Annotated in this window: 19 protein-coding genes, 1 tRNA gene and 1 pseudogene; 13 read left to right on the top strand and 8 right to left on the bottom strand. The window is 57.7% G+C overall.

Annotated features, from left to right (window positions below; all coding sequences use genetic code 11):
- Nucleotides 1-8 precede the first annotated feature (8 nt).
- On the bottom strand, nt 9-1,205 hold the full coding sequence (metC, locus tag B2M20_RS08215) for a cystathionine beta-lyase (protein ID WP_079446569.1): 1,197 nt from the start codon (nt 1,203-1,205) through the stop codon (nt 9-11).
- 425 nt (nt 1,206-1,630) lie between these two features.
- Between metC and B2M20_RS08210 the strand changes: the two genes are divergently transcribed.
- Genes B2M20_RS08210 through B2M20_RS08195 form a run of 4 tightly spaced genes read left to right on the top strand, consistent with a single transcriptional unit; the run spans nt 1,631 to nt 6,161 of the window.
- Nucleotides 1,631-2,665: an amino acid ABC transporter substrate-binding protein gene (locus B2M20_RS08210; protein ID WP_079446568.1), complete on the top strand. Its 1,035-nt coding sequence runs from the start codon at nt 1,631-1,633 to the stop codon at nt 2,663-2,665.
- A 14-nt stretch (nt 2,666-2,679) separates the two neighbouring features.
- Nucleotides 2,680-3,885 (top strand): amino acid ABC transporter permease, encoded by a 1,206-nt coding sequence (locus B2M20_RS08205; RefSeq protein ID WP_079446567.1) that lies wholly within the window; start codon nt 2,680-2,682, stop codon nt 3,883-3,885.
- Nucleotides 3,882-5,402, top strand: coding sequence for an amino acid ABC transporter permease (locus tag B2M20_RS08200; RefSeq protein WP_079446566.1), 1,521 nt, complete (start codon nt 3,882-3,884; stop codon nt 5,400-5,402). The genes B2M20_RS08205 and B2M20_RS08200 overlap by 4 nt, the downstream gene beginning before the upstream one ends.
- 15 nt (nt 5,403-5,417) lie before the next feature.
- A complete protein-coding gene (locus tag B2M20_RS08195) occupies nt 5,418-6,161 on the top strand; it encodes an amino acid ABC transporter ATP-binding protein (RefSeq protein ID WP_079446565.1) in 744 nt (247 codons plus the stop codon).
- A gap of 13 nt (nt 6,162-6,174) precedes the next feature.
- On the opposite strand, the gene B2M20_RS08190 is transcribed toward B2M20_RS08195, so the two are convergent.
- Nucleotides 6,175-7,215: a cysteine synthase A gene (locus tag B2M20_RS08190; protein WP_079446564.1), complete on the bottom strand. Its 1,041-nt coding sequence runs from the start codon at nt 7,213-7,215 to the stop codon at nt 6,175-6,177.
- A gap of 516 nt (nt 7,216-7,731) precedes the next feature.
- On the opposite strand from B2M20_RS08190, the gene B2M20_RS08185 reads away from it, so the two are divergent.
- The 6 genes from B2M20_RS08185 to B2M20_RS08160 all read left to right on the top strand — a co-directional run bounded on the left by B2M20_RS08185 (nt 7,732) and on the right by B2M20_RS08160 (nt 17,693).
- The gene (locus tag B2M20_RS08185; RefSeq protein WP_338013164.1) at nt 7,732-9,147 is read left to right on the top strand and encodes an efflux transporter outer membrane subunit; all 1,416 of its coding nucleotides are present in this window, start codon (nt 7,732-7,734) and stop codon (nt 9,145-9,147) included.
- Nucleotides 9,137-10,462, top strand: coding sequence for an efflux RND transporter periplasmic adaptor subunit (locus B2M20_RS08180; protein ID WP_079446562.1), 1,326 nt, complete (start codon nt 9,137-9,139; stop codon nt 10,460-10,462). Before B2M20_RS08185 ends, B2M20_RS08180 begins: the two co-directional genes overlap by 11 nt.
- A gap of 64 nt (nt 10,463-10,526) precedes the next feature.
- A complete protein-coding gene (locus B2M20_RS08175) occupies nt 10,527-13,649 on the top strand; it encodes an efflux RND transporter permease subunit (RefSeq protein ID WP_079446561.1) in 3,123 nt (1,040 codons plus the stop codon).
- A complete protein-coding gene (locus B2M20_RS08170; protein WP_079446560.1) occupies nt 13,649-16,744 on the top strand; it encodes an efflux RND transporter permease subunit in 3,096 nt (1,031 codons plus the stop codon). The genes B2M20_RS08175 and B2M20_RS08170 overlap by 1 nt, the downstream gene beginning before the upstream one ends.
- Before the next feature lie 48 nt (nt 16,745-16,792).
- Nucleotides 16,793-17,518: a tRNA-uridine aminocarboxypropyltransferase gene (locus B2M20_RS08165; RefSeq protein WP_079446559.1), complete on the top strand. Its 726-nt coding sequence runs from the start codon at nt 16,793-16,795 to the stop codon at nt 17,516-17,518.
- A 101-nt stretch (nt 17,519-17,619) separates the two neighbouring features.
- Nucleotides 17,620-17,693: transfer RNA gene (locus B2M20_RS08160), tRNA-Cys, on the top strand.
- Between the two features lie 1,378 nt (nt 17,694-19,071).
- Here the strand turns inward: B2M20_RS08160 and B2M20_RS08150 are convergent.
- A complete protein-coding gene (locus B2M20_RS08150; RefSeq protein WP_079446579.1) occupies nt 19,072-19,275 on the bottom strand; it encodes a cold-shock protein in 204 nt (67 codons plus the stop codon).
- A gap of 224 nt (nt 19,276-19,499) precedes the next feature.
- On the opposite strand from B2M20_RS08150, the gene B2M20_RS08145 reads away from it, so the two are divergent.
- Together B2M20_RS08145 and B2M20_RS08140 are read left to right on the top strand one after the other, a co-directional pair.
- A complete protein-coding gene (locus B2M20_RS08145; RefSeq protein ID WP_079446557.1) occupies nt 19,500-19,718 on the top strand; it encodes a hypothetical protein in 219 nt (72 codons plus the stop codon).
- A gap of 149 nt (nt 19,719-19,867) precedes the next feature.
- On the top strand, nt 19,868-20,134 hold the full coding sequence (locus tag B2M20_RS08140; RefSeq protein WP_079446556.1) for a GCG_CRPN prefix-to-repeats domain-containing protein: 267 nt from the start codon (nt 19,868-19,870) through the stop codon (nt 20,132-20,134).
- 96 nt (nt 20,135-20,230) lie between these two features.
- On the opposite strand, the gene B2M20_RS08135 is transcribed toward B2M20_RS08140, so the two are convergent.
- The 5 genes and pseudogenes from B2M20_RS08135 to B2M20_RS08120 form a co-directional block, all read right to left on the bottom strand.
- Entirely contained in the window at nt 20,231-20,623 is a 393-nt protein-coding gene (locus B2M20_RS08135; protein WP_079446555.1) for a hypothetical protein, read from the bottom strand.
- Nucleotides 20,624-21,139: 516 nt separating this feature from the next.
- Nucleotides 21,140-21,625, bottom strand: coding sequence for a hypothetical protein (locus tag B2M20_RS08130; protein WP_079446554.1), 486 nt, complete (start codon nt 21,623-21,625; stop codon nt 21,140-21,142).
- A 17-nt stretch (nt 21,626-21,642) separates the two neighbouring features.
- Nucleotides 21,643-21,894 (bottom strand): hypothetical protein, encoded by a 252-nt coding sequence (locus tag B2M20_RS19490; RefSeq protein ID WP_158081514.1) that lies wholly within the window; start codon nt 21,892-21,894, stop codon nt 21,643-21,645.
- A 184-nt stretch (nt 21,895-22,078) separates the two neighbouring features.
- Nucleotides 22,079-22,195: pseudogene (locus tag B2M20_RS20775) on the bottom strand (hypothetical protein); the annotation flags it as partial.
- Nucleotides 22,196-22,695: 500 nt separating this feature from the next.
- Nucleotides 22,696-22,881, bottom strand: coding sequence for a hypothetical protein (locus tag B2M20_RS08120; RefSeq protein ID WP_079446552.1), 186 nt, complete (start codon nt 22,879-22,881; stop codon nt 22,696-22,698).
- 426 nt (nt 22,882-23,307) lie between these two features.
- Here B2M20_RS08120 and glmS point away from each other — a divergent pair, with 426 nt between their 5' ends.
- Nucleotides 23,308-25,134, top strand: a complete 1,827-nt coding sequence (gene glmS, locus B2M20_RS08115; RefSeq protein WP_079446551.1) for a glutamine--fructose-6-phosphate transaminase (isomerizing) — start codon at nt 23,308-23,310, stop codon at nt 25,132-25,134.
- Nucleotides 25,135-25,227: the final 93 nt, after the last annotated feature.

Genomic DNA, 25,227 nt, shown 5'->3' with positions numbered 1-25,227 from the left:
CAGAAGCCTCATTGCCGGGCGTTGAAGGCCGCAAATCCCCGTTCGAGATCGGCCTTGAGATCGTCCAAATTCTCAAGGCCGATGTGTAGTCGTAGCGTCGGCCCGCCCGGCGTCCAGTTCGTCGCGGTCCGATACGAAGCGCAATCGAAGGGAATGATGAGGCTCTCAAAGCCACCCCACGAGTAACCCATGCCAAACAGCTTCAGCGTATCGAGCAGCGCATCGACTGCTTGTTGTGGCGCGGGTTTAAGGACAATGCTGAACAATCCCGAAGCGCCGGTGAAGTCCCGTTTCCAGATCGCATGACCGGGATCGTCCGGTAATGCGGGATGCAAAATACTTGCAACTTCCGGCCGCCGAGCAAGCCACCGCGCCATGTCGATCGCGGCCTGCTGGTGATGATAAAGCCTTACCGCAAGAGTGCGTAATCCCCGCAAGGCCAAAAACACATCGTCAGGACCGACGCATAGACCGAGCAGCTTGATGGTTTCGGCGAGCGCCGGCCAGGCCTTGGCATTGGCGGCTATGGTACCAAACATGAGGTCGGAATGTCCTCCGATGTACTTGGTCGCCGCCTGGATGCTTATGTCCACGCCTTGTTCGAGTGCGCGGCGGAAGAGGGGGGTTGCCCACGTATTGTCGTCGATCACAAGCGCGCCGCGGGCGTGCGCCGCGGCAGCGATCGCCGGAACGTCGGGCATCTCCAAAGACTGAGAGCCTGGAGCCTCCACCATTACCGCGCGGGTTTCCGGCCTGAACAGCGCGGCGATTCCCGAACCGATCAGTGGGTCGAAATAGGTGGTCTCGATTCCATAGCGCGTCAGAATCCCATCGCAGAATTGTCGCGTAGGACGATAAATGTTATCGCAGACCAGAACATGATCGCCGGCCTTCAGCACGGACAATAGCGCCGTAGAAATCGCAGACACCCCCGAAGGAACGAGGCCTATGCCTGCGCATTGCGGGCCTTCCAACGCCGCCAACGCATCCTGCAACGCGCGGGTTGAAGGGGTGCCGTGCCGTCCGTATTGGAATTCTCCGCGGTGAGCGTAAAGATCGCTTGCAGTCGGGTAAAGCACGGTCGAGCCGCGAACGATGGGAGGATTGACGAACCCTTTCTGGGACGCCGTGTCTCGACCGGAAACGACCAATCTGGTTTCCGCTCGAAGCGAATCCGTGGGTCTGTCGCCCTTCGACAAGGTCATATCTTCCCGCTGCTGAACCAGGCATTTTGTGCTTTCCGGATGGCAGTTCCGGAGTGGTCGGGTAGTAACAGGAAGGGAAAGACCCCCGTCAACCCCCACGTGTCGCGGAGCTGAACGTCAAATTTAAAACCCCACTAGCAACATATATTTGCTAGTGGCTCCTTGATTCCAACCTTCGCAAGGCGGATCGCGGAACGGATGCGGACGCTAGAGTCCACCGCTAGTCGTTCCGTGATGGAATTCAATCCCTGCCGACCGAGGGTGGAGAGCCGCTGCGAGTTTCCATCTGCTCTCAACATCGGTTGATCGACGCAGTCCGTCTTTGGCCCGATTCTGGTGGGAGAAACGAATCGATTGGCCGCACTCAACCGAGCGACTAAACGGCACGAACTGACAATCCATTGACGTTCTTGAAAGGCATTGCCATGAAATGCATACTTGCTGCCATTTTCGCCATCGCCGCTGGTATTACATTACAATCGGCATCCGCACAGGAATCCGCGAAGGCGAAGACCACGCTCGAGGCAGTCAAGGAACGAGGCGTGCTGTCGTGTGGCGTGACTCAGGGGTTGCCAGGGTTTTCCACCCCTGACGACAAAGGAAACTGGACCGGTCTTGACGTGGACATCTGCCGCGCAATCGCAGCAGTCGTGTTCAACGATCCGAGCAAGATCAAGTTCGTCCCGCTATCCGCCAAAGACCGGTTTATCGCTCTACAGTGGGGCGACATAGATGTGCTGTCGCGCGATACGTCATGGACACTTTCACGCGATACCTCGCTTGGAGGAAATTTCACCGGCGTGACTTACTACGACGGGCAGGGTTTTCTGGTCAGGAAATCTCTCAAGGTAAATTCGGCGCTAGAATTGAATAGCGCATCCGTCTGCGTTCAGACCGGCACCACGAGCGAACAGAATCTCGCCGATTACTTCAAAAGCAATAAGATGAAATACGAGGTTATCGCGTTCAGCACGGCCGACGAAACCATAAAGGCCTACGAAACCGGTCGATGCGATGTGTTTACGTCGGATATTTCACAGCTCTACGCCCAGCGGTTGAAGCTCCTTAATCCCGCCGATCATGCGGTTCTGCCGGAGGTGATCTCGAAGGAGCCGCTCGGGCCGATGGTGCGTCAGGGCGATGACCAGTGGTTCGATCTCGTGAAGTGGACGCTGTTTGCGATGATCAACGCGGAAGAGCTTGGTATCACGCAGAAGAATGTTGGCGAGATGGCAAAATCGGAGAATCCGGAACTCAAGCGCATTTTCGGGACCGACGGCAATTTCGGCGAGCAACTCGGCGTAACCAAGGATTGGGTCTCGCGCATCATCAAGGCCGTCGGCAACTATGGCGAAGCGTTTGATCGTAACGTCGGCGCCGGATCCCCGCTTGGCATCACACGAGGACTCAATAGGCTCTGGACGCAGGGCGGCATTCAGTACGCGCCACCGATCCGCTAGCGTCAGCGTCAGGAATGACCGTCGCGCCTCGAAAACCGCCGCTGCAATTTTTTCTCAGGCTACGACGTGCGCTTGGCGGGCGGGCTGGTTGGGGTGCCCTTGCGTTGCAGGCTGTATTCGTCGCCGTCCTTGCGTGGATCGGCTATGAGATCGTGGCCAACGCAAAAGCAAATCTGGACGCGCAGAATATCGCATCCGGGCTTGGCTTCATGTCGAATACCGCGGGATTCGGCGTTAGCCAGACCCTGATCCCATACTCCGAGACCGACAGTTACACGCGCGTTTTCCTTGTCGGCCTTGTGAATACGCTCGTGGTCGCCGCAGTTGGTATTTTCTTCGCAACGATAATCGGCTTCATGGTGGCGCTCGGCCGGTTGTCGCCGAACTGGTTGATATCCCGCATTTCCGGCGGCTATGTGGAACTGGTTCGAAACCTGCCCTTACTGTTTCAGATTCTGTTCTGGTATCTCGCGGTACTGAGGACGCTTCCGAGTCCAAAGCAAAGCATCTCAGTCATTGACGGTATCTTCCTCAGCAATCGTGGTCTTGTGGTTCCCAAGCCTGTCGGGCAGGAGGGGCTAATCGCGTTTGCCGTCGCGGTGGTGGTTGCGATCATCGGCTGCATGCTGCTGCGAAGCCATTCCCGTCGCAAGTTGTTTCGGAGCGGGCGAGCTTTGGTTGTATGGCCATACGCCCTTGGTCTGCTGCTCGGTCTTCCCGCCGCCGCGATGGTCATTTTCGGTACTCCCTTCGCGTTCGAAATGCCAACTCTCCAGGGATTCAATTTCTCTGGCGGCGCGCGCCTGATCCCGGAGTTTGTCGCGCTAGCGATTGCGCTCTCGACATATACGGCCGCCTTCATCGCGGAAGTCGTGCGCGCGGGGATTCTTTCGGTGCATAAGGGACAGATGGAAGCAGGCGCCGCGCTCGGACTTTCGCGCAGATCGACGCTGCGATTGATCGTGGTCCCGCAAGCCATGAGGGTCATTCTACCGCCGCTGACCAATCAGTACCTCAACCTCACCAAAAATTCCTCGTTGGCTGTCGCTATCGGTTATCCGGAACTGTTCTCGGTGTTTGCGGGGACAACGCTTAGCCAGACCGGTCAAGCCATCGAGATCCTCGCGATCACGATGGGCGTGTATCTGCTGATTTCGCTGGTGACCAGCGGGATCATGAGCGTCTACTCCAGGCGCGTTGCACGGAGCGGGGGTGCATGAGCGTTCGGCCCGCACCATCGTTTATACGCGCCGCTCTCGTTCCGGAACGACACGCACCCATCAGGACTACGAGCCTGGCCCGTGTTCTCTGGATCCGTCTGTTCAGTTCCCCGAGCAACGCGCTGCTTACGGTGACTGGAGCTGCGCTGCTATGGTTCGTCCTTGTTCCAGCAGTTCGATTTTTCTTCGTTGATGCGGTCTGGGAAGGTCAGAATCGAACGTCGTGTTTGGTTACCGATACAAGTCAATCAATCGGGGCGTGCTGGCCGTTCGTCAACGCGAAGATCACCCAGTTCATTTACGGCTTTTACCCAGAACCCGAACGGTGGCGGGTAAATCTGACGTTTCTGTTGGCGGCCATCTTGTTGCTGCCGCTTCTCATTCCTCGGTTGCCGGCCAAACGTCTCAATGCCAGCCTGTTCTTCATCGCTTTCCCGGTCGCAGCATTTTTTCTTCTCCACGGTGGAGGCATCACTGGATTTGGCGTGAGCTGGACCGCCGGGATTCTGTCCAGCTTGGCTGACAGCGTTGGTAATGCCGGGCGGCAGCTCGCCGCGTCAGGGGAAGCAGGCGAATTCGGTTCGATCTTACGACTGTTGGGAAATGCCGTTGCATCAATTGGCGATGCACTGAACTGGCTGGCCTCGCCGCTGAGTTCGCTCCGGGATCGGCTCCAGAGCTCTGGTCAGCCGGTCTGGTACGATTTTGGTTGCACTGCTGCGATCGTTTCGCTGCTGCTCTTCCTTTTCAGCGGCGGCTTCCGTGCAGGCTGGGGAGCGTTACTCGCGAGCCTGACAACATTTGTCGGCATTGGCCTGGTTATCGCCGCAATGCGTCTCGATCGCGGCGGACTTCCGGTTGTCGATACCCGTCTCTGGGGCGGCCTGCTGGTAACGCTGGTGGTGTCGGTGACAGGCATCGTATCGTCGATACCGATCGGAATTGCGTTGGCTCTGGGACGGCGTTCGACCCTTCCGCTGATCCGGATGTTCTCAATCGCTTTCATCGAATTCTGGCGCGGCGTTCCCCTGATCACCGTATTGTTTTTTGCGACCTACATGTTGCCGCTCTTTCTTCCCGGAAACTTCACCGTCGATGGGCTGGTTCGAGTCCTAATCGGCATAGCGCTGTTCGCCGGGGCGTATAATGCCGAGGTTATTCGCGGCGGTCTCGCGGCGATCCCGAACGGACAGGCAGAAGCCGCCCATGCGCTTGGACTATCCTATTGGAAGACCACCGGGCTGATCGTAATGCCGCAGGCGGTGCGGCACGTCATTCCAGGATTGGTCAACAGCTTTATCGCGTTGTTCAAGGATACCTCGCTGGTCTCGATCGTCGCATTGTTCGATCTGCTCGGGAGCTTGCGAGCTTCGTTTGCAGATCCCGCGTGGGCGACGCCAACTACGCTGTTCACCGGGTTCGCGTTCACCGGACTCATCTACTTCGCATTCTGCTTCAGCATGTCGCGATATTCCCTATTCGTGGAGCATCGACTGAACGCGCATCGACGAACCTGAGCTTTGGAAATATCAATGACAGATGCGAACGCCATCGTTTCCATCATCGGTCTCAACAAGTGGTTCGGCAGTTTCCACGTGCTGCGGGACATCGATCTCGACGTGGCCCGTGGCGAACGCATCGTCATTTGCGGGCCGTCAGGCTCCGGAAAGTCAACGCTGATCCGCTGCATCAACGCTCTTGAGGAGTTTCAGGAGGGTCGCATCGTCGTCGATGGAATTGAGCTGGGACCCAATTTGCGGCGCGTCGACGAGGTGCGGCGCGAGGTCGGAATGGTCTTCCAGAGTTTCAATCTGTTTCCGCACCTCACAGTGCTCGAGAACTGCACGCTCGCTCCCATCTGGGTCCGCAATACTCCGAAGAAAGATGCCGAGGCTGCGGCAATGAAGTTTCTGGAACGCGTCAAAATACCTGATCAGGCCAATAAATATCCTGGGCAGATGTCCGGAGGCCAGCAGCAGCGTGTGGCGATCGCGCGCGCGCTCACGATGAACCCCAAGGTCATGCTGTTCGATGAACCCACGTCCTCCCTGGATCCCGAAATGGTCAAGGAGGTTCTCGACACGATGGTGGATCTGGCTAGAGAAGGCATGACCATGCTTGTGGTCACACACGAAATGGGATTCGCCAAAGAAGTAGCTAACCGCGTCGTGTTCATGGATGAGGGCCAGATCATCGAGTCCGATACCCCGGCAAGTTTCTTCGCCAACCCGCGACACCCGCGAAGCCAGCTCTTTCTAAGCCAGATCCTGCGGTGAGACCGGAACGGCTTTAAACTGCTGCGAGGGGAATTTTTACGGTGCTTTGTCTCTCGAGCCATTGCGGCACGGGAAGGCCCTTGGAGCGCATAAAGTCCGGGTTGAAAAGTTTCGATTGGTAACGGTTGCCGGAGTCGCACAGGATCGTCACGACGGTGTGACCGGGTCCCAACTGGCGCGCGAGACGAATCGCGCCGGCGACGTTGACACCAGTCGAGCCGCCAAGGCAAAGCCCTTCATGTTCAAGCAAATCGTAGATGACGGGCACGGCCTCCTCGTCTGGGATGAGGTAAGCTTCGTCAACTTTAGCGTCGGCAATCACCGGCGTTACCCGTCCGAGCCCGATTCCCTCGGTAATCGAACCTCCCGCGGTCGGCTTGGCCACGCCGTTCTTGAACAACTCATACATGGCCGCCCCGCGAGGGTCCGCAACACCGATGACGATATCCTTCTTTTTTTCCCGCAGGAAAGCGCTCGCTCCGGCCAGCGTGCCGCCCGTGCCGATCGAACAGATGAAGCCGTCGACCTTGCCACCGGTCTGCTCCCAGATTTCGGGGCCCGTTGAAACGTAGTGCGCCTTGGGATTGTCGAGGTTGTTCCATTGATCGGCAAACAGGACGCCGTTGGGTTCGGACTTGCGCAGTTCGTCAGCGAGACGCTTTGCGATGTGCTGATAATTATTCGGATTGCTGTAGGGAAGCGCCGGAACTTCGACAAGCTCGGCTCCGCACAGCCGCAGCATGTCCTTCTTTTCGCGGCTTTGTGTTTCCGGGATCACGATCATCGTGCGATACCCGCGCGCGCTGGCGACGACGGCAAGACCAATGCCGGTATTCCCGGCCGTGCCCTCGACCACGAGGCCGCCGGGCTTGAGATCGCCGCGCCTTTCAGCTTCCAGAATCATCTGTTTCCCGGCGCGATCCTTGACAGACTGGCCCGGATTCATGAACTCGGCCTTGCCGAGAACGGTGCATCCGGTCGCATTTGAGGCGTGCTTTAACTTGATAAGAGGCGTATTTCCGATCGCTTCTACGACGTCGTTATCGATTCTCATGAGATGCAAAATTCTCATTGGGCTGTTGGAGGATTTCAAGGCAACCCTAGTTGAGGGGCGAGGGAGGTACAAGGGAGCGTAGAATCGCATCCCACAGAGAGACGGTCTCGGACCGAAAAATCCCTGCCGCCAACGGGCGGGACCCCGCAACGCCGCATGAAATCTTCGTAAGATTGTTGGACGCGTATGTAGCCTGAACTTCGAGAAAGGCCCTGAAATCGGGCCTTTTCTGATAAATCAGAGCAGTGACGCCTATGGAACGCATCTAATGTTCTTGGCTGGGCGGGACTGTCCGTCACCTGTTCGGACAGCTAGAATAAGGACGATCTCAGAGAAAGTATGACTGCCGGTGGCCGCGTCGCTTTATTCCAGAAAAGGTTGGGACTGCGGCGCAGTGATATCATGTCAATACCTGTCGCCGTTTCTGTCTTCCCCCAGGGGGCCGGTGTGACTTTTTCCCCTGCTACGGCCTTTAGCCATCCTCAGAGATGCGCGATGTGGATCTGGCGTTCCGCTATGCTCCTCCCTGTGTTGGTGGCGGCCGCGTTGTCGGCTGGCTGCATTCTGACGGCGGATATTCCGGATCCGGCGCTGGAGATCCCTAGCGGGTACAAGGCTGCGCAGACGACCAGGGCCGACGCTCTGCCGAAGCTCGACTGGTGGCGTGGTTTTCGTTCTCCTGAATTGACCGGCCTGATGGAGGAAGCCCAGACCGTCAATCTCGATATCGCAGCGGCGGCGGCAAGGATCGTTCAGGCCGACGAGCAATCCCGGATAGCGGGTGCGGCGCTATTGCCGAGCGTCAGCATCGGGGGACAGGAAGCCTATTTCCGTACGTCGGGGTCGAGCTTAAGCGGCCTGACAAATCGGGGCCGGGAGATCGTGAACTACTCAGGCACGTTGAGCGCCGCCAGCTACGAAATCGATTTCTGGGGCAAAAACCGCGATGCCGCGTTGGCCGCGGTGGAGACGGCCAGTGCCAGCCGCTTTGACCGCGATGTGGTCGCGCTGACGACGCTCGCCAGCGTCGCGAATGCCTATTTTCAGGTCCTTGCCTCACAAGACCGGATTCGCGTCGCCGAGCGCAATATCGCCAGCGCCGTGCGTATCCTGGATGCACTCAAACAGCGGCTGAGTGCCGGTACCGGAACCGACCTGGACGTGGCGCAGCAGGAAAGCGTGTTGGCGAATCAGCGCGCGACCGTTCCGCCGCTTCGGCAGACGCTTGCACAAAACATCAACGCGCTCGCGACGCTGGTGGCTCGCCCACCAGAAAGCGTGAACGTCAAGGGCGGTTCGCTCAACCGGATCACTGCACCACGGGTAACGCCGGGGCTACCATCCGAATTGTTGACCCAGCGCCCGGACATCCGCCGTCAGGAGGCGCAACTGGCGTCGGCTACCGCGAATGTCGGTAGCGCCCGGGCGCAGTTTTTTCCGAGCATTACGTTGACCGCGCAGGGCGGCTACCAGAGCCCGGCGTTGGTCGCGCTGTTCACCCCCAATGCCGCATTCTTCAACCTCGCCGGCGGACTGACGCAGCCGATCTTCGACGGCGGTAGAATTCTCGGCAATTTCGAAACCACGAGAGCAAGACAGGACGAGCTGCTTCAGACTTACCGCAAGACGGTGGTTTCGGCGTTCGCCGATGTCGACAACGCGCTGATTGCCGTGCGTCAGACCGCTGAAAGACTGCGCTTGCAGCGGGAGGTCGTGGCCACTTCGCGCAGGGCATTCGAGCTCTCCGAGCAGCAGCTTCAGGCAGGCACCGCCGATATTATTATCGTGCTGAACACGCAATTGACACTGTTTCAGGCGGAAGACGTCCTAGCGCAAGCGCAGCTTGCGCGGTTACAGGCAATCGTGAGCCTTTATCAAGCCCTGGGCGGGGGCTGGGAGCCGAGAATCGAGAGGGCGGGCAATGCTCTTTAAACCGGGTCTCGACGAAACCGCGAAAGCAGCCGGTGAAAGGATACCTGGCCAGGCGGCGGCCGGCGGCCGGCGGCGGCCGGTGTGGATCGTCATTACGCTTCTGATCCTCGGAGGACTCACCTATCTTGGCTGGATCGCGCTTGAGCAAACGAAGCGTGATGAAGGTCGAGAACATTCCGATCGCGCAATTCCCGTACTGGCTGCAACGCCGCGGATCCAGGATGTGCCGGTCTACCTCGACGGCGTCGGAACGGTCCGGGCTCTGAACACCGTTACTGTACGCTCTCAGGTCAACGGCAAGCTGATCGCCGTCAATTTTACCGAAGGCCAGGATGTTCAGAAGGGCGACGTGCTGGGCGAAATCGATCCCGTGATCTACCAGGCCCAGTACGATCAGACAGTTGCGAAGAAGGCCCAGGACGAAGCGCAACTTGCCAATATGCTCCTCGATCTGAAACGCTACCAGCAGCTGGCCGTCTCCAATGCCGGTTCGAAGCAGCAGGCGGATACCCAAAGGGCGGTCGTTGCTCAACAGGAGGCGCTGGTCAAGGCCGATCAGGCCGCGATCGACAACGCGGGAGCGATGCTCGGCTTCACCAAGATCGTCGCGCCGATTTCCGGTCGCGTCGGCCTGCGCCAGGTCGATCGTGGCAACATCATCAATACCACGGATACGACCGGACTCGTCGTCATTACGCAGCTTCAGCCTATCTCCGTTCAGTTTAGCCTTCCGCAACAGCAAATTACGCGGGTGAATGCAGCAGCAGCCAAGGGTGCTATCGAAGTCGATGTATTCGGAAGCGACGGCACGACACTAGCCGACACGGGTGAGCTGATCGGTATTGATAATCAGGTCGATCCGACCACCGGCACGTTGAGGCTGAGAGCCAAGTTTCCAAATGAGCATTTTCAGCTCTGGCCAGGCCAATTCGTGAACGTGCGGATCAAGGTTGAAACGCTATTACAGGCGACGGTTATACCGACGTCGGCGGTGCAGCGCGGTCCGCTCGGAACCTTCAGCTACGTGATCGGAGACGACGACATCGTAACGGCCAAACCAGTGACGGTGCAGCAGCAGGACGAAAAGGACGCTGTGATCGCCAAGGGAGTTGGTCCTACTGATCGCGTGGTCACGACGGGATTTGCCAATCTCTCCGACGGAGCAAAGGTGACGATCAGCCAGAACGATCAGGCGCCGACGGCCGATCTCGCGCCGCAGAAGCGGCACGATGAGCACGGCGCTCGCCGAGGCGGCGACAACAGTGAGCGTCGCGGCAAGCGGAGTTCTGGCGGCGGACCAAAGGCTCGGCCATGATTCCGGAGGCACGGCACTGAGAAGCGAACCCACGGCAGTGCGCTGCCAGACGAGTTGATTAGACATGGGTGTCTCGGAACCGTTTATTCGTCGTCCGATTGCAACCTCCTTGCTCGGGATCGCGCTGATGATCGGAGGCGCGCTCGGCTATTGGGCGTTGCCGGTCTCTGCGCTGCCGCAAGTCGATTTCCCGTCAGTACAGGTGAGAACTCAGCTCCCAGGCGCCAGTCCCGATGTCGTCGCGTCATTACTGACAGCGCCGCTGGAACGTCAACTCGGTCAGATCCCGTCGCTGTCGTCGATGACATCGACAAGCTCGTTCGGGCTCAGTCAGATTTCCTTACAGTTCAACCTGAATCGGGATATCGACGGCGCGACGCAGGACGTGCAGGCGGCCATCAACGCTGCCGCGGGAGTACTGCCGAAAAACCTGCCGTACCCGCCCGTTTATGCCAAGGTGAATCCTGCCGATGCGCCGGTAATAACGCTCGCCCTGACCTCCGACACGGTCTCGCTGCGCACCTTGAGCGATATTGGGGACACCATTCTGAGCCAACGCCTCAGTCAGATTTCAGGCGTTGGCCGCGTTTCCGTGCTCGGAGGTTTGAAGCCCGCGGTACGTGTCCAAGCCGATCTCGCGCGGCTCGCCGCCTACGGCATTTCAATGGAGGACTTGCGGACCGCAATCGCCAACGCCAACGTTTCTGGCCCCAAGGGCGCGCTGGACGGTGCACAGCAAGCTTATACGATCGCAGCGAACGACCAGATCACGACGGCCGACGCATACAGACCGATCATTATCGCCTACCGCAACGGCTCTCCGGTCACGATTGGCGATGTCGCCCGGATCGTCGACGGACTGGAGAACGACCGCACCGGCGGCTGGTATAACGGAACGCCGGCGGTCATCATCGATATCCAGCGCCAGCCCGGCGCCAATGTGATCGAGGTTGTCCGCCAGATCCGGGAGGAGATTCCGAAGGTCCAGAAAGCAATTCCGGCCGGTGTCAAACTGACCGTCGTCAGCGACCGGACCGTGACAATCCGCGCATCAGTCCACGACGTGCAGTTCACGCTCATTCTCAGCATCGTCCTCGTTACGCTTGTCGTACTTCTTTTCTTGCGCTCGCTCCGGGCGACGTTGATTGCGGGCGTGGCGCTGCCGTTGTCGCTGATCACCAGTTTCGGCATCATGTATTTCGCCGGATTCAGCCTCGACAACCTGTCGCTGATGGCGCTGACGATCGGCACCGGATTCGTGGTCGACGACGCCATCGTGATGATCGAAAACATCGTTCGACATATCGAGAACGGCGAGAGCGTCATGGAGGCTTCGCTCCGGGGCGCGAGTGAGATTGCCTTCACCGTGATTTCGCTGACGGTTTCGCTAATCGCGGTGTTTATCCCGCTTTTGTTCATGTCCGGGCTGGTCGGAAGAATGTTCCGCGAGTTCGCACTGACACTGACGATCGCGGTCGTCACGTCCGCCGTGGTGTCGCTTACTCTGACGCCGATGATGTGTTCCCGGCTGCTAAAACACTCGGAGGAAGGAGCTCCGATTCCGGGGTTGGCGGCGGTCAACCGCAGTATTGATCGGCTTGTCGCATTCTATCACTGGACGTTGTTATGGGTCCTTCAGCATCAGAGGGCAACGCTGGTCGTTGTTTTTGCGACGGTCGTCGCAACAATGATGCTCTATGTCGTCGCGCCAAAGGGATTCCTGCCTCTGCAAGATACGGCGTCGATAACCGCGGTAACTGAGGCGGGTCCAGACGTATCCTTTGCCGAAATGGGAAGGCGTCAAGCCGAGGTAGCGGGCATCCTCGAGGAGGATCCGGACGTCGTGGGCGTTGTATCCGTCATCGGTGCCGGTTCAGTGAATCCGACCACGAATGTCGGCCGTCTGGTGATGACGGTGAAGCCACGGAGTGACCGCCGCGACGACGTCGCTGCAATCATCACGCGTTTGAAGACGCGCGTAGCTTCGATCCCTGGTATGGCGGTTTATTTTCAACCGGTGCAGGATATTCAGATCAGCACACGGGCCAGCCGCTCACTTTATCAATATACCCTGACGGGAACGGACGCAGCCCACGTTTCGGAGTGGACCCAAAAGCTGGTCAAGGAACTACGTCGCGATCCGCTATTTCGGGACGTATCGTCGGAAGCGCAAGACGCAGGTCTTCGAGCCGCGCTGAACATCGATCGCGAACGCGCCGGTCAACTCGGCGTTAGCCTTCAGGCTGTTAACGACACTTTGAACGATTCTTTTGCTCAGCGGCAAATATCGACCGTTTATGGACAGGCCAACCAGTATCGCGTCGTGTTGGAAGCCTTGCCGCAGTATCAGAACGACCCCTCAATCCTTTCCAAGCTTTTTCTGCCGGGTGTTGCCGGCGCTCAGGTCCCGCTGTCTGCAGTTGCGACGCTGACCAGGACGACGGCACCACTGGCAATCTCTCATCAGGCGCAATTCCCCGCATTCTCGCTCAGCTTCAATCTCGCCCCGGGCGAAGCGCTGGGCGACGCCGTAGAACGGGTCAAGATCATCGAAACCCGCATCGGCATGCCCTCTAGTATCGTCGGCATGTTTTCGGGCGATGCGGCGGAATTCTCGAAAGCGCTTGCCGGTCAGCCTTGGCTGATCTTGGCCGCACTGGTCACGATCTACATCGTGCTGGGCGTATTGTACGAAAGCTATGTTCATCCAATTACAATCCTCTCAACACTGCCTTCGGCGGGTATCGGCGCCATTCTCGCCTTGATGCTGTTCGGACAGGATCTGTCGGTTATCGGTCTGATCGGCATCATTCTTCTGATGGGCATCGTGAAGAAGAATGCGATCATGATGATCGACTTCGCGCTCGAGGCAGAACGCCGTCAAGGCATGTCTTCGACCGATGCTATCGTGCAGGCGTGTCTGCTCCGGTTCAGACCAATCATGATGACCACACTGGCAGCGCTGTTCGGCGCGTTGCCGCTGGCGATCGAAAGCGGCACCGGCTCGGAGTTGCGGTTTCCACTTGGCATCTCGATCATCGGCGGCCTGCTGCTCAGTCAGTTGCTCACGCTTTACACCACGCCGGTGATCTATCTGGGGCTCGATCGGCTAAACAAGCGAATCGAGCAAGCCGTTCCTACTGGCGGTTCGAAGCCGCTGCCTGGTGCGAGCGAGGACATAAGATAATGGCCTCGATCTCCGAGCCGTTCATTCGAAGACCGGTCGGTACCACGCTGCTCGCCATTGGCCTGTTTCTCATTGGCGTTGTCGCTTACGCCGTCCTTCCGGTAGCTTCGGTTCCCAATGTCGATTTCCCGATGATCAGAGTGTCGGCGAACCGGCCGGGCGCGTCGCCGTCGGTGATGGCTGCTACCGTTGCCGCGCCGCTGGAGCGCCGCCTGGGTGAGATCGCCGGCGTCGAGCAAATCACGTCCACGAGCGCGTTGGGCGCCACGAGCATTCAATTGCAGTTTGCCATCGGGCGCGACATCGATCACGCGGCACGCGACGTGCAAGCGGCGATCAACGCATCGCTCGCCGATCTGCCGACGGATCTGCCGACATTGCCGAAATTCCGCAAGGCCAATCCTGCTGCGTCACCCGTCTTCGTTCTAGCGCTAACATCAAAGACTATGTCGACGAGCGCCATCTATGACGTAGCTGATACCGTTATTGTTCAGCGCGTTTCGCAGGTCCCGGGGGTAGGGGAGGTTTCCGTAAGTGGAGCTGATCAGCCGGCTGTGCGGATTGCTCTCAATCCGGTCGCGCTCTCAAACGCAGGCATCTCGACCGATGATGTCCGGACCGCGATCGTGAACGCCAATCCGCTTGGCCCAGTCGGAATTTTCAATGGCGACCGTCAGAGCGAGACGCTGTCGACTAACCGGCAGATGCGGACGGCCACCGAATTTCGCAACATCATTATAAAGAATTCAGGAGGGAATTTCGTTCGGCTCTCGGACGTGGCCGATGTCAAGGATGCCACGCGAAACAGCCGCTCGATCGCTTGGTTCAACAAGCAGCCGGCGGTGTTGATCCAGGTCACCAAGCAGGGCGACGCCAATGTCATCGACACTGTCGACCGGGTGAGGGCGCTGCTCCCCGAACTCAAGAAGTGGATTCCTGGCGGTGTCGAAGTATCCATCATCGTTGATCGCACAGGCACGATCCGGGCAAGCGTTGAGGACATGGAATGGACACTGTTGGCCACCGCCTTTCTGGTGATGGTGGTGGTATTTACGTTCCTTCGACGTCTTACGCCGACTGTCGCGGCCGGCATATCAGTTCCATTGGCGCTGGCTGGTACATGCGTCGGGATGTGGCTGGCAGGTTTCTCCATCGACAACCTATCCCTGATGGCGCTGGCCATCTCGGTCGGCTTCGTGGTCGATGATGCCATCGTCATGATCGAGAACATGTACCGCAATCTCGAGCAGGGTTTGCCGCCTTACCGGGCGGCGGTCGAAGGAGCAAGGCAAATCGGCTTTACCGTGTTCTCGATCAGCCTGTCGTTGATTGCCGCATTCATGCCCTTGATCTTTATGGACGGCGTTGCTGGCCGGCTGTTGCGGGAATTCTCGCTCACACTCACCTTCGCGATCGTGGTGTCAACGATCGTGTCGTTGACGGTAACGCCGATGATCTGCGCCCATTACATCAAAGGCGCGACGTCCACGAATGCGACCCGGTTCGACCGGCTGGTTGAAGGCCTGCTTTCGCGAATCGTGGCGTTTTATACGCGCACGCTGCGCGTCGTGCTCCGCTTTCCCGCCCTGACGTTGCTGGTGTTTTTTGCGACTATCGCCCTGACGGTGACTCTCTATATCAAGACGCCGAAAGGTTATTTTCCAATCGACGACAGCGGCTTCATAATTGGTGTCACGCACGCGTCCGCCGACGTTTCCTTTCAGTCCATGCTCGGACTTCAACAGCGCGCTATGGATATCGTAATGGCAGATCCTGCCGTGCAGGGAATCGGCTCTTCCATCGGCGGCGGCACGCTCGGAGGCTCAAATCGAGGATTCATGTACATCATCTTGAAGCCGCCCGCTGAACGGGGAAAACTGACGACCCCGCAGGTAATTAACCGGATGCGCCGAAATCTTAGCGACCTATCAGGCATCAGGCTGCTCATGTTCGCCGCCCAGGACATCCGCACCGGAGGACGCCAGAGCGATTCAAACTACCAATACACGCTCTACAGTACCGACCTCGAGTTGTTGCAGAAGTGGGCGCCCCTTGTCACCAAGCGCATGCAAACGGTCGAGGGAATTACTGACGTGTCAAGCGACCGCGAGGCAGGTGGTCTGCAACTGACCGTGTCCATCGACCGGAAAAAGGCATCCAGCCTTGGAGTCAGGGTTCAGGATATCGACAACGCACTCAACAACGCGTTCTCGCAACGGCAGATTTCGATAGTTTATACCCAGCGCAATCAATACCAGGTCATTTTGGAAATTGATCCACAACTTCAGGAAGACCCATCCAACCTCGAGCGCATCTTTGTTGCCGGAGCCAACGGAGTTCAGGTGCCGCTGTCTGCCGTCGCTCACTATCAGCGTGATCTGTCGCCGCTCGCTGTTGTTCATTCACAGTCGCTCCCGTCGATGACGGTGTCTTTCGACACGTTACCGGGCGTGGAACTTCAGGACGCTACCGCCAATATTCAACGCGCTGTCGATGAGTTGCACATGCCCGAGGGTATTCGTGGAAACTTCGAGGGCAACGCGGCTGATTTCCGCAAAACGTCGGGACGGCAGCCACTACTGATTCTCGGCGCGCTTGCCGCCGTGTATATTGTGCTCGGGGTTCTCTACGAGAGCCTCGCTCATCCGCTCACGATCATCTCGACCCTGCCGTCCGCTGGACTCGGAGCACTTCTGGCCTTGCAGATCACCAATACGCCACTGACGATCATTGCATTTGTCGGCATCATTCTCCTCATCGGTATCGTCAAGAAAAATGGCATCATGATTGTCGATTTCGCGCTGGATGCTGAGCGCCAACGCGGATTATCATCCGCGGACGCAATCTTCGAGGCTTGTAGCGTGCGCTTTCGGCCAATCATCATGACCACCATGGCCGCGCTTTTCGCTGCGATACCGCTGGTGCTCGCGGTCGGTCCCGGCACGGAACTACGACGACCGCTCGGAATCACCATCATCGGCGGGCTTCTCGTTTCGCAAATTTTGACCCTCTATACGACTCCGGTCATCTACCTTCTGATCGACCGGTTGCGACGACGAGGCGAGGCCGTACCCGCTGCCGCGCCGGCCGAATAGGGAGGCGATCGTTGTTGCGGGCTGGATCGGCGCGGCGTATAGCGAGCAATGTCCAGCAACCCCGAGAGCTCCACTGCAGGACGTGACGCGCTCCCGCAATGCCAGCGCTGTCACAAATTGGCAGTGTTATGCGTTTGCGACGGCATTAAGCCGATCAAAATCCGGACTTCGCTGCTTCTTCTGCAGCATCCACAGGAGCAAGATAAAACGCTCGGAACTGCTCGGCTAACCGCGCTACATTTCCAGGACGCCGTGTTGAAGATCGGTCTGTCCTGGCCCAGTCTCTCCAGGGCGTTGGGCCGACCGGTGCATGACCCATCGCGCTGGGCGGTGCTTTACCTTGGCTCGGTCAGGGTCGACCGTTCCAATACCGACCGTGCCATCGTCGCCATCAATCGCAACGGCCAGATGGAGACCGATCAACGCGCGGCTCTTGCGGATATTGAGGGTGTCGTGCTGCTGGATGGTACTTGGAGCCAGGCCAAGGCGCTGTGGTGGCGCAACCCGTGGATGTTGAAGTGCCAGCGCGTTGTTCTTGCACCCGGTTGGACCTCTCGCTACGGCAAACTGCGCAGGGAGCCGCGCCGCGACGGACTCGCCACGATCGAGGCCGCAGCGATAATGCTCGCTAACCTCGAAGGTCGGCCTGACATCGAGACGACATTGCTTGCCAGCTTCGACGGGATGTTGACAAAATATCAGGAGGTGCAGGGTAGGATGCCCGAACTTGCTCCCGGACCAAAACGCCGCCGGAATCGGCGCCAGCGCGCCTGACCCGTCGTCTGGCGCCGGAACTATCAAACCATAGAAGCTCGCGGACTGCAGAGAGCAGGTTGCCTAAGCAGAGGATGCTCTATATTGATCCGGATTCGAGGGGCCACGTGGCGGAGTGGTTACGCAACGGTCTGCAAAACCGTGTACACCGGTTCAATTCCGGTCGTGGCCTCCATCAATACAATCAAATAATTAATCCGAATTCCTCGCGAGTTTATTCTGGCCGATAAAATTCATCTGGAGATCCTTTGGGGGAAGAAGGCGTCGCCGGAGTGGGCGAAACAGTGGGCGCTGAGAGTTGCTTTGCATTCATCCCGGCTACCGACGAGGAGCGTAAGGCTTGGGAACAGGAACGCCTGGACACTCGCGAGGGTGTGTACTTTCTGCCCTACGAAGCGAGGAAGTGAAGGCAAGGTGCCGCCTACAGACCTAAGCTGGACGAATGCAAGGCAGGCCCGCCGGTTGGTGTCGGGAAGCATCCGTCGCGCCCCTCTGAAGCCATCCACCGCCTTGTAGAGGGAGAAGACGGTGACGAAAGTCGTAGAGGTAGCGATTTTGTCTCTGGGCTTCAATTTACTTACGAGCATTCCTGCTTCCACTCGAAAACTGAAGCCTCCGCGGCGCCAGATGAACCGTCTCCCAAGAGTGCCGAACCCGTCCCGCAAGCGGGCGAAGCCTACATCTACGCATGTAAATTTCAGGGAAAAAGCTCCGTTCTGAAAGTGGACGACGTCAAAAATACTCTGACTTGGCTTGGATCCACTTATCGGATCAAGCAAACGGAATGCGGTCGGTATGGGTGGCATGCCGAGCGTGACGGCATGTCCTTCGATTTCTGCACGGCGACCAAAGGATACGCCTCTTCGACATCCCTAGCGGCACCGTTGAGTGCGAGCCGCAGTGATGATAGGTCGCGGGTGCGCCAGGTGACTGTGACGCGAACCTCGGGCCGCCTCGGGGACCAGTCTCAGGAAGGCAAATGAAATGAAGAAGCCCGACAAGTTCGAACATCCTAAGCTATCGACGGCAGCATCGAACTGTTCTTGCGGCACGTTGGCGATAATTCGGAGCGGCGTCCCTCGTGACGCACGAGCGATAAGAGGAATGGCCATGCCCAGCACCGGACGGCACTTTTGGAGCTTGACCGGTCGTGGCATGAAGACGGTTTTTGCCATTGCCGTTTTGATGTCTGTGACGCCAGCTCTGGCTGATAATATCTATCTTACTGAGAGTGGAACCTGCGCAACTGGTTACGTCCGCGATGGGAGATTCTGCGTAGCTATCGAAACCGGATTCGAGGTTCGCTCATGTCCGAGATCAACATTCCAAAGTGACACCTTCTGTAAGGTGAAACCCGATCCCGCGTATCATCTCCTTGATCAATGGTTTTCAGATCTCGGCTTTCGGTCCCGATAGCCGAGGGACCAGCCAGCGCTGGCAACCAACTCATCACGCTAGTGTCAAGAGGACCTCGCCGTGACCAGAAAGCAAATGGCCCGAAGCATTGCCCGGGCCATCCACATCGCGAGCGAGCGTACATCCGGCTCAGCTCACTAACCTATCCGCAGGTTCTCCGCGCTTTCTTTACCGCGGTTCGCGACGATCTCGTAGGACACTTTAGCGCCCTCTGCCAGGCCGTTATATCCGGCCTTATCCACCGCTGAGATGTGGACGAACACGTCCTTGCCGCCACTGTCGGGCTGAATGAAACCATAACCTTTTTGATCGTTGAACCACTTCACAGTACCTGTAGCCACGTTAGTCATCCCCAAAACATTGAGACGCGATTACAGCCTTAGGCTGTGACGAATGCAAGACAGGCCCGCCGGCGCCGTTTCTGGGCGCGGATCTCCCAGCCACCCGGCATCAGAGGGCAGAAAGACCGTCCCGAGCGTAACAATAAAAACGTTATTTCTCTTTTGCTATAGCGAATACTGCCTTAGACTTTCTTCGGCAGTATGATGACGTTGATCGCAAGGGCATGAGCACGCGCGTGGTGAAAACTCTTCGTAACGCCGGAAAGTCTTGGACGCCGGATGACGTTGAAACGTTAGAAAAGCTGGCAGCAGAAGATAAGCCAGTACGCGTGATCGCTTTATTGATGGGTCGAACGGCGCTCGCGGTTCAGGCGAAAGCCTTGCAAGAGCACATTTTGCTTAAGCGCCAGTCTCGATCGGCACAAGCTCGAATTCCTAGATGAAACCTCGCTGGAGCGGGGAAGGCGAAGCGATAGTTTAGTGGATAGATCGACAGCGCCATCTGCGCGTCGCTCGATGCCAATCGAGTGTCCTGCGTTCATTGAGCATTCAGTGAAAACGGGAATTATCTTCCGGTCCTGGAGGTAAACACATGAAACTCTTTGCTTCTACAGCTTTCGCAGTCGGCCTCGGTATTGCGTCCGCGCAAGCGATGCCTATTACGCCGCTTCATGATACCGGTACGGTCACCCAAGTTGGATGGCGATGCGGTGGTCCGGGCTGGCATATGAACCCATGGGGACGGTGTGTTCCAAATCGCGGTTACTACGGTGCACGGGGTTACTACGCCCCACCGCGCTACTATGGTCCGCGCCGCTACTATGGCCCAAGAGGGTATTACGGCTGGCGCCGCTGGTGACGAAACAGAGCCCGCTGTTTGGCGGGCTTTGTTTGCATCATGTGTTGACGAAAAAGAAGCCAGAGCACCTTGGGTGCCGACCCCGCTTCCGCGAATTCACTTAGTCGGGAACGGCTCCTTCGTTTCATTCAAGCAAATACTCCAAAAATCAAACGAGCAACCTGAACCCGTAGCTTTGTATTCCAGAGATCTCGTCGCCAAGTCGACGGAAATGCCAAAATGTGCGAACACATCGTAAATCTCGGAGATCGTTAACTCGTTCATTAGCGGCTTGTAGGTTGCGCCGACAATCCCGCCACGCCCAAAAACCAGACCGCTCACGAACGCCTCGAAGTCCTTGTCGGACACTTTCGAAAATGGAGGGGTGTTTCGTAGTTGCCGAACATCGTCAGCGCATCGAGCAATCCAATCAGCGTTACTGGCGAGCAGCTGATGATATTCTGGAATGCCTTTGGCAAGCTTGGCCTTATCAATTGTGGTAGTGTTCATATCTTACCTCACGATTTTTAAAAAAATTTAAGTTGTAATGCGCAGGTGTGCAACCTACGGACGCCAGCATGGCATAAACCAGTTGATCAACCTAAGCAATTGGCTAGGTCGAAGATCGATCCGGGCGACCAAGCGTCATCCCGTCTGATCCGTCTGCGATCCGTTTCGAGAAGTCGCCAAGCGACCGACCGAATCCTTCTTGCAGTCTGAACTTACGTCGTGATCTGAACTTACGTCGTGACGAGTAAGAAGCTGACCTTTTGGTATGGGAGTCTGGAGAAGCGGAATTATCGACTTCAGAGCCCGGTGGCTCCGTCAGGCAGCAACATTTCGACGATATTCGGAGACAAGCAGATTTGGCGGCAGTGTTGTCGCGATTTGTAGCCTTGGCGAGACAGCGCACATCATCAGCCCGCCGACCAAACCACTGAAGCGCTGCCCCCATCGCCCAGGCGCAATCTCGATCAACCAAGAGTGCGGACCCGAGGAAGTAGGCCCTTCCTTCCTGGCTACCATTTAGCGCCTCGCCAATTGACCGCGTTGACTGAGCACACGGCTGGTCGAGCTACCCGGATTCGCCGCATTCTTCGCAGTGATCGCGTCCACGAACTGGGTGATGTCGATATCACCGTTGCCATTCCGCCGCTGCTCGCGTTGCCCAGCGCGGCTGCTATCTTCAATGACATTGAAGGTGATGTTCGGTGACGCGCCCGCTGGCGCAAGCTGCATCTCCCCAGGCGTCAGAACGGATTCATCGTACTTGATGATAGCTGGCCGCTCGCCAGGCCCAATTCCGGAGTGGAAGCGCGACGCATTATTGAAATATGCAGGATGGATATAGCGTGTCGCGGAGATGGCATCGCCCGGTCCGTATCCGCCATGATGTACAGCGGCCAAACCATCTAGACCAAGGGGTTGTGATGACGATCCACCCAGGAATCCGCCGAGACCCGCTTGCAGCGAACGCATCAAGGGACCCACGACGTATAGCTTGATGATCATCTGCTCAATGGCGCGGATTACCGATAGAGACGTATCGGAAAACCCATTGGATACCGACTTCGCGCCCAACGAATGTTGGTCAGGCCTGACGCCAGGTCGTTTGAAATCGACGACGACACGCCGCTGAGCGCTTGGTTGGTACGATAGGCCGTGGCCTCGATGCTTTCCAGCGCCGTGGCGACGTCGGGGTATCTTTGCGTTGTGGCGGGTACCCTGTGACCGATCTCTTCTTCGCTGAGGAACCGTTCGCGGACACCTTGGCGAAACATCTTGATTTTTTTGGCAGGTTTGTGCCTGGGGTCGGAGACCGATTTCCTCTGCAAAGGTGAAAAGCGCGCGCGTCGTGCTGATCGTGTAATTCGCGCGACGTGGCGTGTTCGCCATGGTGGCGTGAAACGCGATGACGTCGCTTCGTGACAGCTGTAACGGGCAGGGCGCCGAGACGGGAATAATCCGGTGCTCGAGCAACCGCTCGTAGTCGGAAATCGTGCGGGGCTTCAGTTTCGGTCGGACATACTCTTTCAGCCACCGCTCCGAGAGGGTCGCGACAGTGGTCTCGCCAGTGGCGATCGCGGCCTGTCTGATGGCTTTTTGTGCGCGGGGATCTTTGCCGTCGCGGATACCCTGTAGGACGCCGTGCGCTTAGGTCCGGGCCGCCGAAAGCGTTTTGGCCGGATAACCCCCAACGTTAGTTTGACGCGCTTGCTGCCGTTCCTGGTCCGCACGATCCAAAGGGCGGTTCCAATAGCGGTGAGGCGGAGTCCGAAGCCGGGGACAGCACTATTGAAGACCGTACGTTCAGCGCCCGCGGCCACAATCGACGAGTTCTCGCGTGAGTTTTGGCCTAAACCGCGTACTTGGAGGTGGGTCCCCAGGGTCAGTTTGGGGTCAATTCCAATCCAAGTGAACGGATTTCAAATCAAATTTTAACAATGAAAACAGGCCTTATCAACTGTCGGAGACCCGCACAAATACCTCCTGACATGCCTGCCACAACACAATCAAAGTCTTAAGACAACTAATTGATAGATATTATATTTTACCGATACGTCGGTCCAGCTTAATGTAGTTCAGCAGGCACCGTTCCATCCCTCGGGGAAAGGAAGGAGCGGCCATGCGACTTCATTGTCGTTGGCGGCTTGCAGCGGCCTGATGAAACGCGCGTGGTCGATATCCGGCTGCGCGGCTTCTTCGATGCGCGGAGCGATCACCGCGCTCACTGCGCTAAGCAATCGATCAAACTCGACTTCACTCATGTACGCCTCACTGTTCATGCACACAGAGTGACAAAAGGGACTTGGGCTCCCGTTGCAGAAACTGCTAAAATTGTTTCGATCGGGCGCTAAATTGCCAAGCGGCTTTTAGCCTGCCACAGGAGGCACTCGGCGCGCATCCTCGAGGCCGCGGATTGTCGGCTCGCAAACAATCAAGGTTATCGAATGCTTACCAATGGCTAGGTCGCCGCTGGGGCTCCCGTTTCTTACGAGACATGCTTCGTTCACAAAGAAGCCGGCCAGCTGAATGCGTGAAATGCAGGGGACATTTGTACGCTGGCGGTTTGTGCTCCGGCCGATTTAACACTGTCGCAATCGGCAATAATTATTGTTTCCGTACGTTCCGGGTTTTCGTTAAGAGGGCCCGGTCTTTCGCAATTTTCTGAATTTTTGGGGATATTGATCCGCATGTGCGGCATTGTAGGGATTCTGGGGCGAGGTCCGGTGGCGGATCAATTGGTTGATTCGCTCAGGCGTCTCGAATACCGCGGTTACGATTCCGCCGGCATTGCGACACTAGAAGGAGCGCATTTGGCCCGTCGTCGCGCCGAGGGCAAGCTGCGAAACCTGGCCGGGCGCTTGCTGACCGAGCCGCTGATCGGGCAGGTCGGAATCGGACACACACGCTGGGCAACGCACGGCAGACCGACCGAGAACAACGCACATCCGCACGCAACCGAGCGCGTGGCCGTCGTTCACAACGGCATCATTGAAAATTTTCGCGAACTGCGTGAGAAGCTTCAAAAAAAAGGAGCGGTTTTTGAAACTGAAACCGATACTGAAGCAGTGCTACATCTGGTCGATGGCTATCTTGCCGCCGGCGTCAATCCGGTAGAGGCGGTCAAAGCCACGTTGTCGCAGCTTCGCGGCGCATTCGCTCTCGGTTTTATCTTCGCAGCCAACGATGACATTCTGATCGGTGCGCGCAACGGGCCTCCGCTGGCGATCGGATATGGCGACGGCGAAATGTATCTGGGATCAGACTCGATTGCGCTCGGGCCGCTCACCGATTCGATCTGCTATCTCGAAGACGGTGACTGGGCTGTTTTGACGCACAACGGCGCGACCGTCTACGACCACCGCAACACCATCGTTCAGCGCGAGGTCGTCAAGCACAGCGCTTCAACCTCTCTGGTCGATAAGGCGAACTATCGCCACTTCATGGCCAAGGAAATCCACGAACAGCCTGAGGTGGTCGGACACACGCTGGCCCGCTATATCGACATGGCGACCGAGCGTGTATCGCTTCCAGTGGATCTCCCGTTCGATTTTCGCGAGATCAAGCGGGTCTCGATCATCGCATGTGGAACCGCTAACTATGCCGGCTACATCGGCAAATATTGGCTGGAACGGCTAGCCCGGCTTCCCGTCGAAATCGATATAGCGTCCGAGTTTCGCTATCGTGAAGCGCCGCTGGGCGAAGGCGATCTCGCGATCTTCATTTCGCAATCCGGTGAAACCGCCGATACGCTCGCGGCGCTGCGATATGCGAAGCAGCATGGACTGCACACGCTCTCGATCGTCAACGTCACGACGTCGACGATCGCACGCGAAAGCGAGACGATGCTGCAAACGCTGGCAGGTCCGGAGATCGGCGTCGCATCGACCAAGGCTTTCACCTGCCAGTTGATGGTGCTTGCAACTCTCGCGATCGCCGCAGGCAAGGCGCGCGGCGAATTATCCGAAGAGGATGAATCCCGGCTCGTGCATGGACTGATCGAAATTCCGAGATTGATGTCGGAAGCGCTCGCCACCGAACCGCAGATAGACAAGCTCGCGCGCGAAATCGCCAAATCCAGGGACGTCTTGTATCTCGGACGCGGCACCAGCTACCCGCTCGCGCTGGAGGGAGCGCTCAAGCTCAAGGAAATCTCCTACATCCATGCGGAAGGTTACGCCGCGGGCGAACTCAAACATGGACCGATCGCACTGATCGACGAGAACATGCCTGTGGTGGTGATCGCCCCCTATGATCGCGTTTTCGAAAAGACAGTGTCCAATATGCAAGAGGTGGCGGCGCGGGGCGGCAACATCATCCTCATGACAGACGCGAAGGGGGCGGCGGAGGCGACCATCGAGTCCTTGGTGACGATTATCCTGCCCGATATGGCAGCCACTTTTGTTGCGCTGGTCTATGCGATTCCAATGCAATTGCTGGCCTACCATACCGCAGTCGTCATGGGCACCGACGTCGACCAGCCGCGCAATCTGGCAAAATCCGTCACTGTCGAATAAGATAGAAGACCACAGGGCAGTCCATCACGCGGCATGCAAAGTTTGCTAGAATGCTTATATGAGCAGATATCAGCCTTTTGGACGTCCTTTGAT

This window comes from Nitrobacter vulgaris (genome assembly GCF_002028545.1).
Classification (GTDB): Bacteria; Pseudomonadota; Alphaproteobacteria; order Rhizobiales; family Xanthobacteraceae; genus Nitrobacter; species Nitrobacter vulgaris.
This window is presented reverse-complemented; position numbering and strand designations above follow the sequence as displayed.

What these genes read in the sequence shown, in the direction of transcription:
- B2M20_RS08190 (WP_079446564.1), bottom strand. Translation starts at nt 7,215, where the DNA reads ATGAGAATCGATAACGACGTCGTAGAAGCGATCGGAAATACGCCTCTT.
- B2M20_RS08185 (WP_338013164.1), top strand. Translation starts at nt 7,732, where the DNA reads ATGCTCCTCCCTGTGTTGGTGGCGGCCGCGTTGTCGGCTGGCTGCATT.
- B2M20_RS08195 (WP_079446565.1), top strand. Translation starts at nt 5,418, where the DNA reads ATGACAGATGCGAACGCCATCGTTTCCATCATCGGTCTCAACAAGTGG.
- B2M20_RS08200 (WP_079446566.1), top strand. Translation starts at nt 3,882, where the DNA reads ATGAGCGTTCGGCCCGCACCATCGTTTATACGCGCCGCTCTCGTTCCG.
- B2M20_RS08120 (WP_079446552.1), bottom strand. Translation starts at nt 22,881, where the DNA reads ATGAGTGAAGTCGAGTTTGATCGATTGCTTAGCGCAGTGAGCGCGGTG.
- B2M20_RS08210 (WP_079446568.1), top strand. Translation starts at nt 1,631, where the DNA reads ATGAAATGCATACTTGCTGCCATTTTCGCCATCGCCGCTGGTATTACA.
- glmS (WP_079446551.1), top strand. Translation starts at nt 23,308, where the DNA reads ATGTGCGGCATTGTAGGGATTCTGGGGCGAGGTCCGGTGGCGGATCAA.
- B2M20_RS08135 (WP_079446555.1), bottom strand. Translation starts at nt 20,623, where the DNA reads ATGAACACTACCACAATTGATAAGGCCAAGCTTGCCAAAGGCATTCCA.
- B2M20_RS08165 (WP_079446559.1), top strand. Translation starts at nt 16,793, where the DNA reads ATGTCCAGCAACCCCGAGAGCTCCACTGCAGGACGTGACGCGCTCCCG.
- B2M20_RS08170 (WP_079446560.1), top strand. Translation starts at nt 13,649, where the DNA reads ATGGCCTCGATCTCCGAGCCGTTCATTCGAAGACCGGTCGGTACCACG.
- B2M20_RS08130 (WP_079446554.1), bottom strand. Translation starts at nt 21,625, where the DNA reads ATGATCATCAAGCTATACGTCGTGGGTCCCTTGATGCGTTCGCTGCAA.
- B2M20_RS08205 (WP_079446567.1), top strand. Translation starts at nt 2,680, where the DNA reads ATGACCGTCGCGCCTCGAAAACCGCCGCTGCAATTTTTTCTCAGGCTA.
- B2M20_RS08140 (WP_079446556.1), top strand. Translation starts at nt 19,868, where the DNA reads ATGAAACTCTTTGCTTCTACAGCTTTCGCAGTCGGCCTCGGTATTGCG.
- B2M20_RS19490 (WP_158081514.1), bottom strand. Translation starts at nt 21,894, where the DNA reads ATGTTTCGCCAAGGTGTCCGCGAACGGTTCCTCAGCGAAGAAGAGATC.
- B2M20_RS08180 (WP_079446562.1), top strand. Translation starts at nt 9,137, where the DNA reads ATGCTCTTTAAACCGGGTCTCGACGAAACCGCGAAAGCAGCCGGTGAA.
- B2M20_RS08175 (WP_079446561.1), top strand. Translation starts at nt 10,527, where the DNA reads ATGGGTGTCTCGGAACCGTTTATTCGTCGTCCGATTGCAACCTCCTTG.
- metC (WP_079446569.1), bottom strand. Translation starts at nt 1,205, where the DNA reads ATGACCTTGTCGAAGGGCGACAGACCCACGGATTCGCTTCGAGCGGAA.
- B2M20_RS08145 (WP_079446557.1), top strand. Translation starts at nt 19,500, where the DNA reads ATGAGCACGCGCGTGGTGAAAACTCTTCGTAACGCCGGAAAGTCTTGG.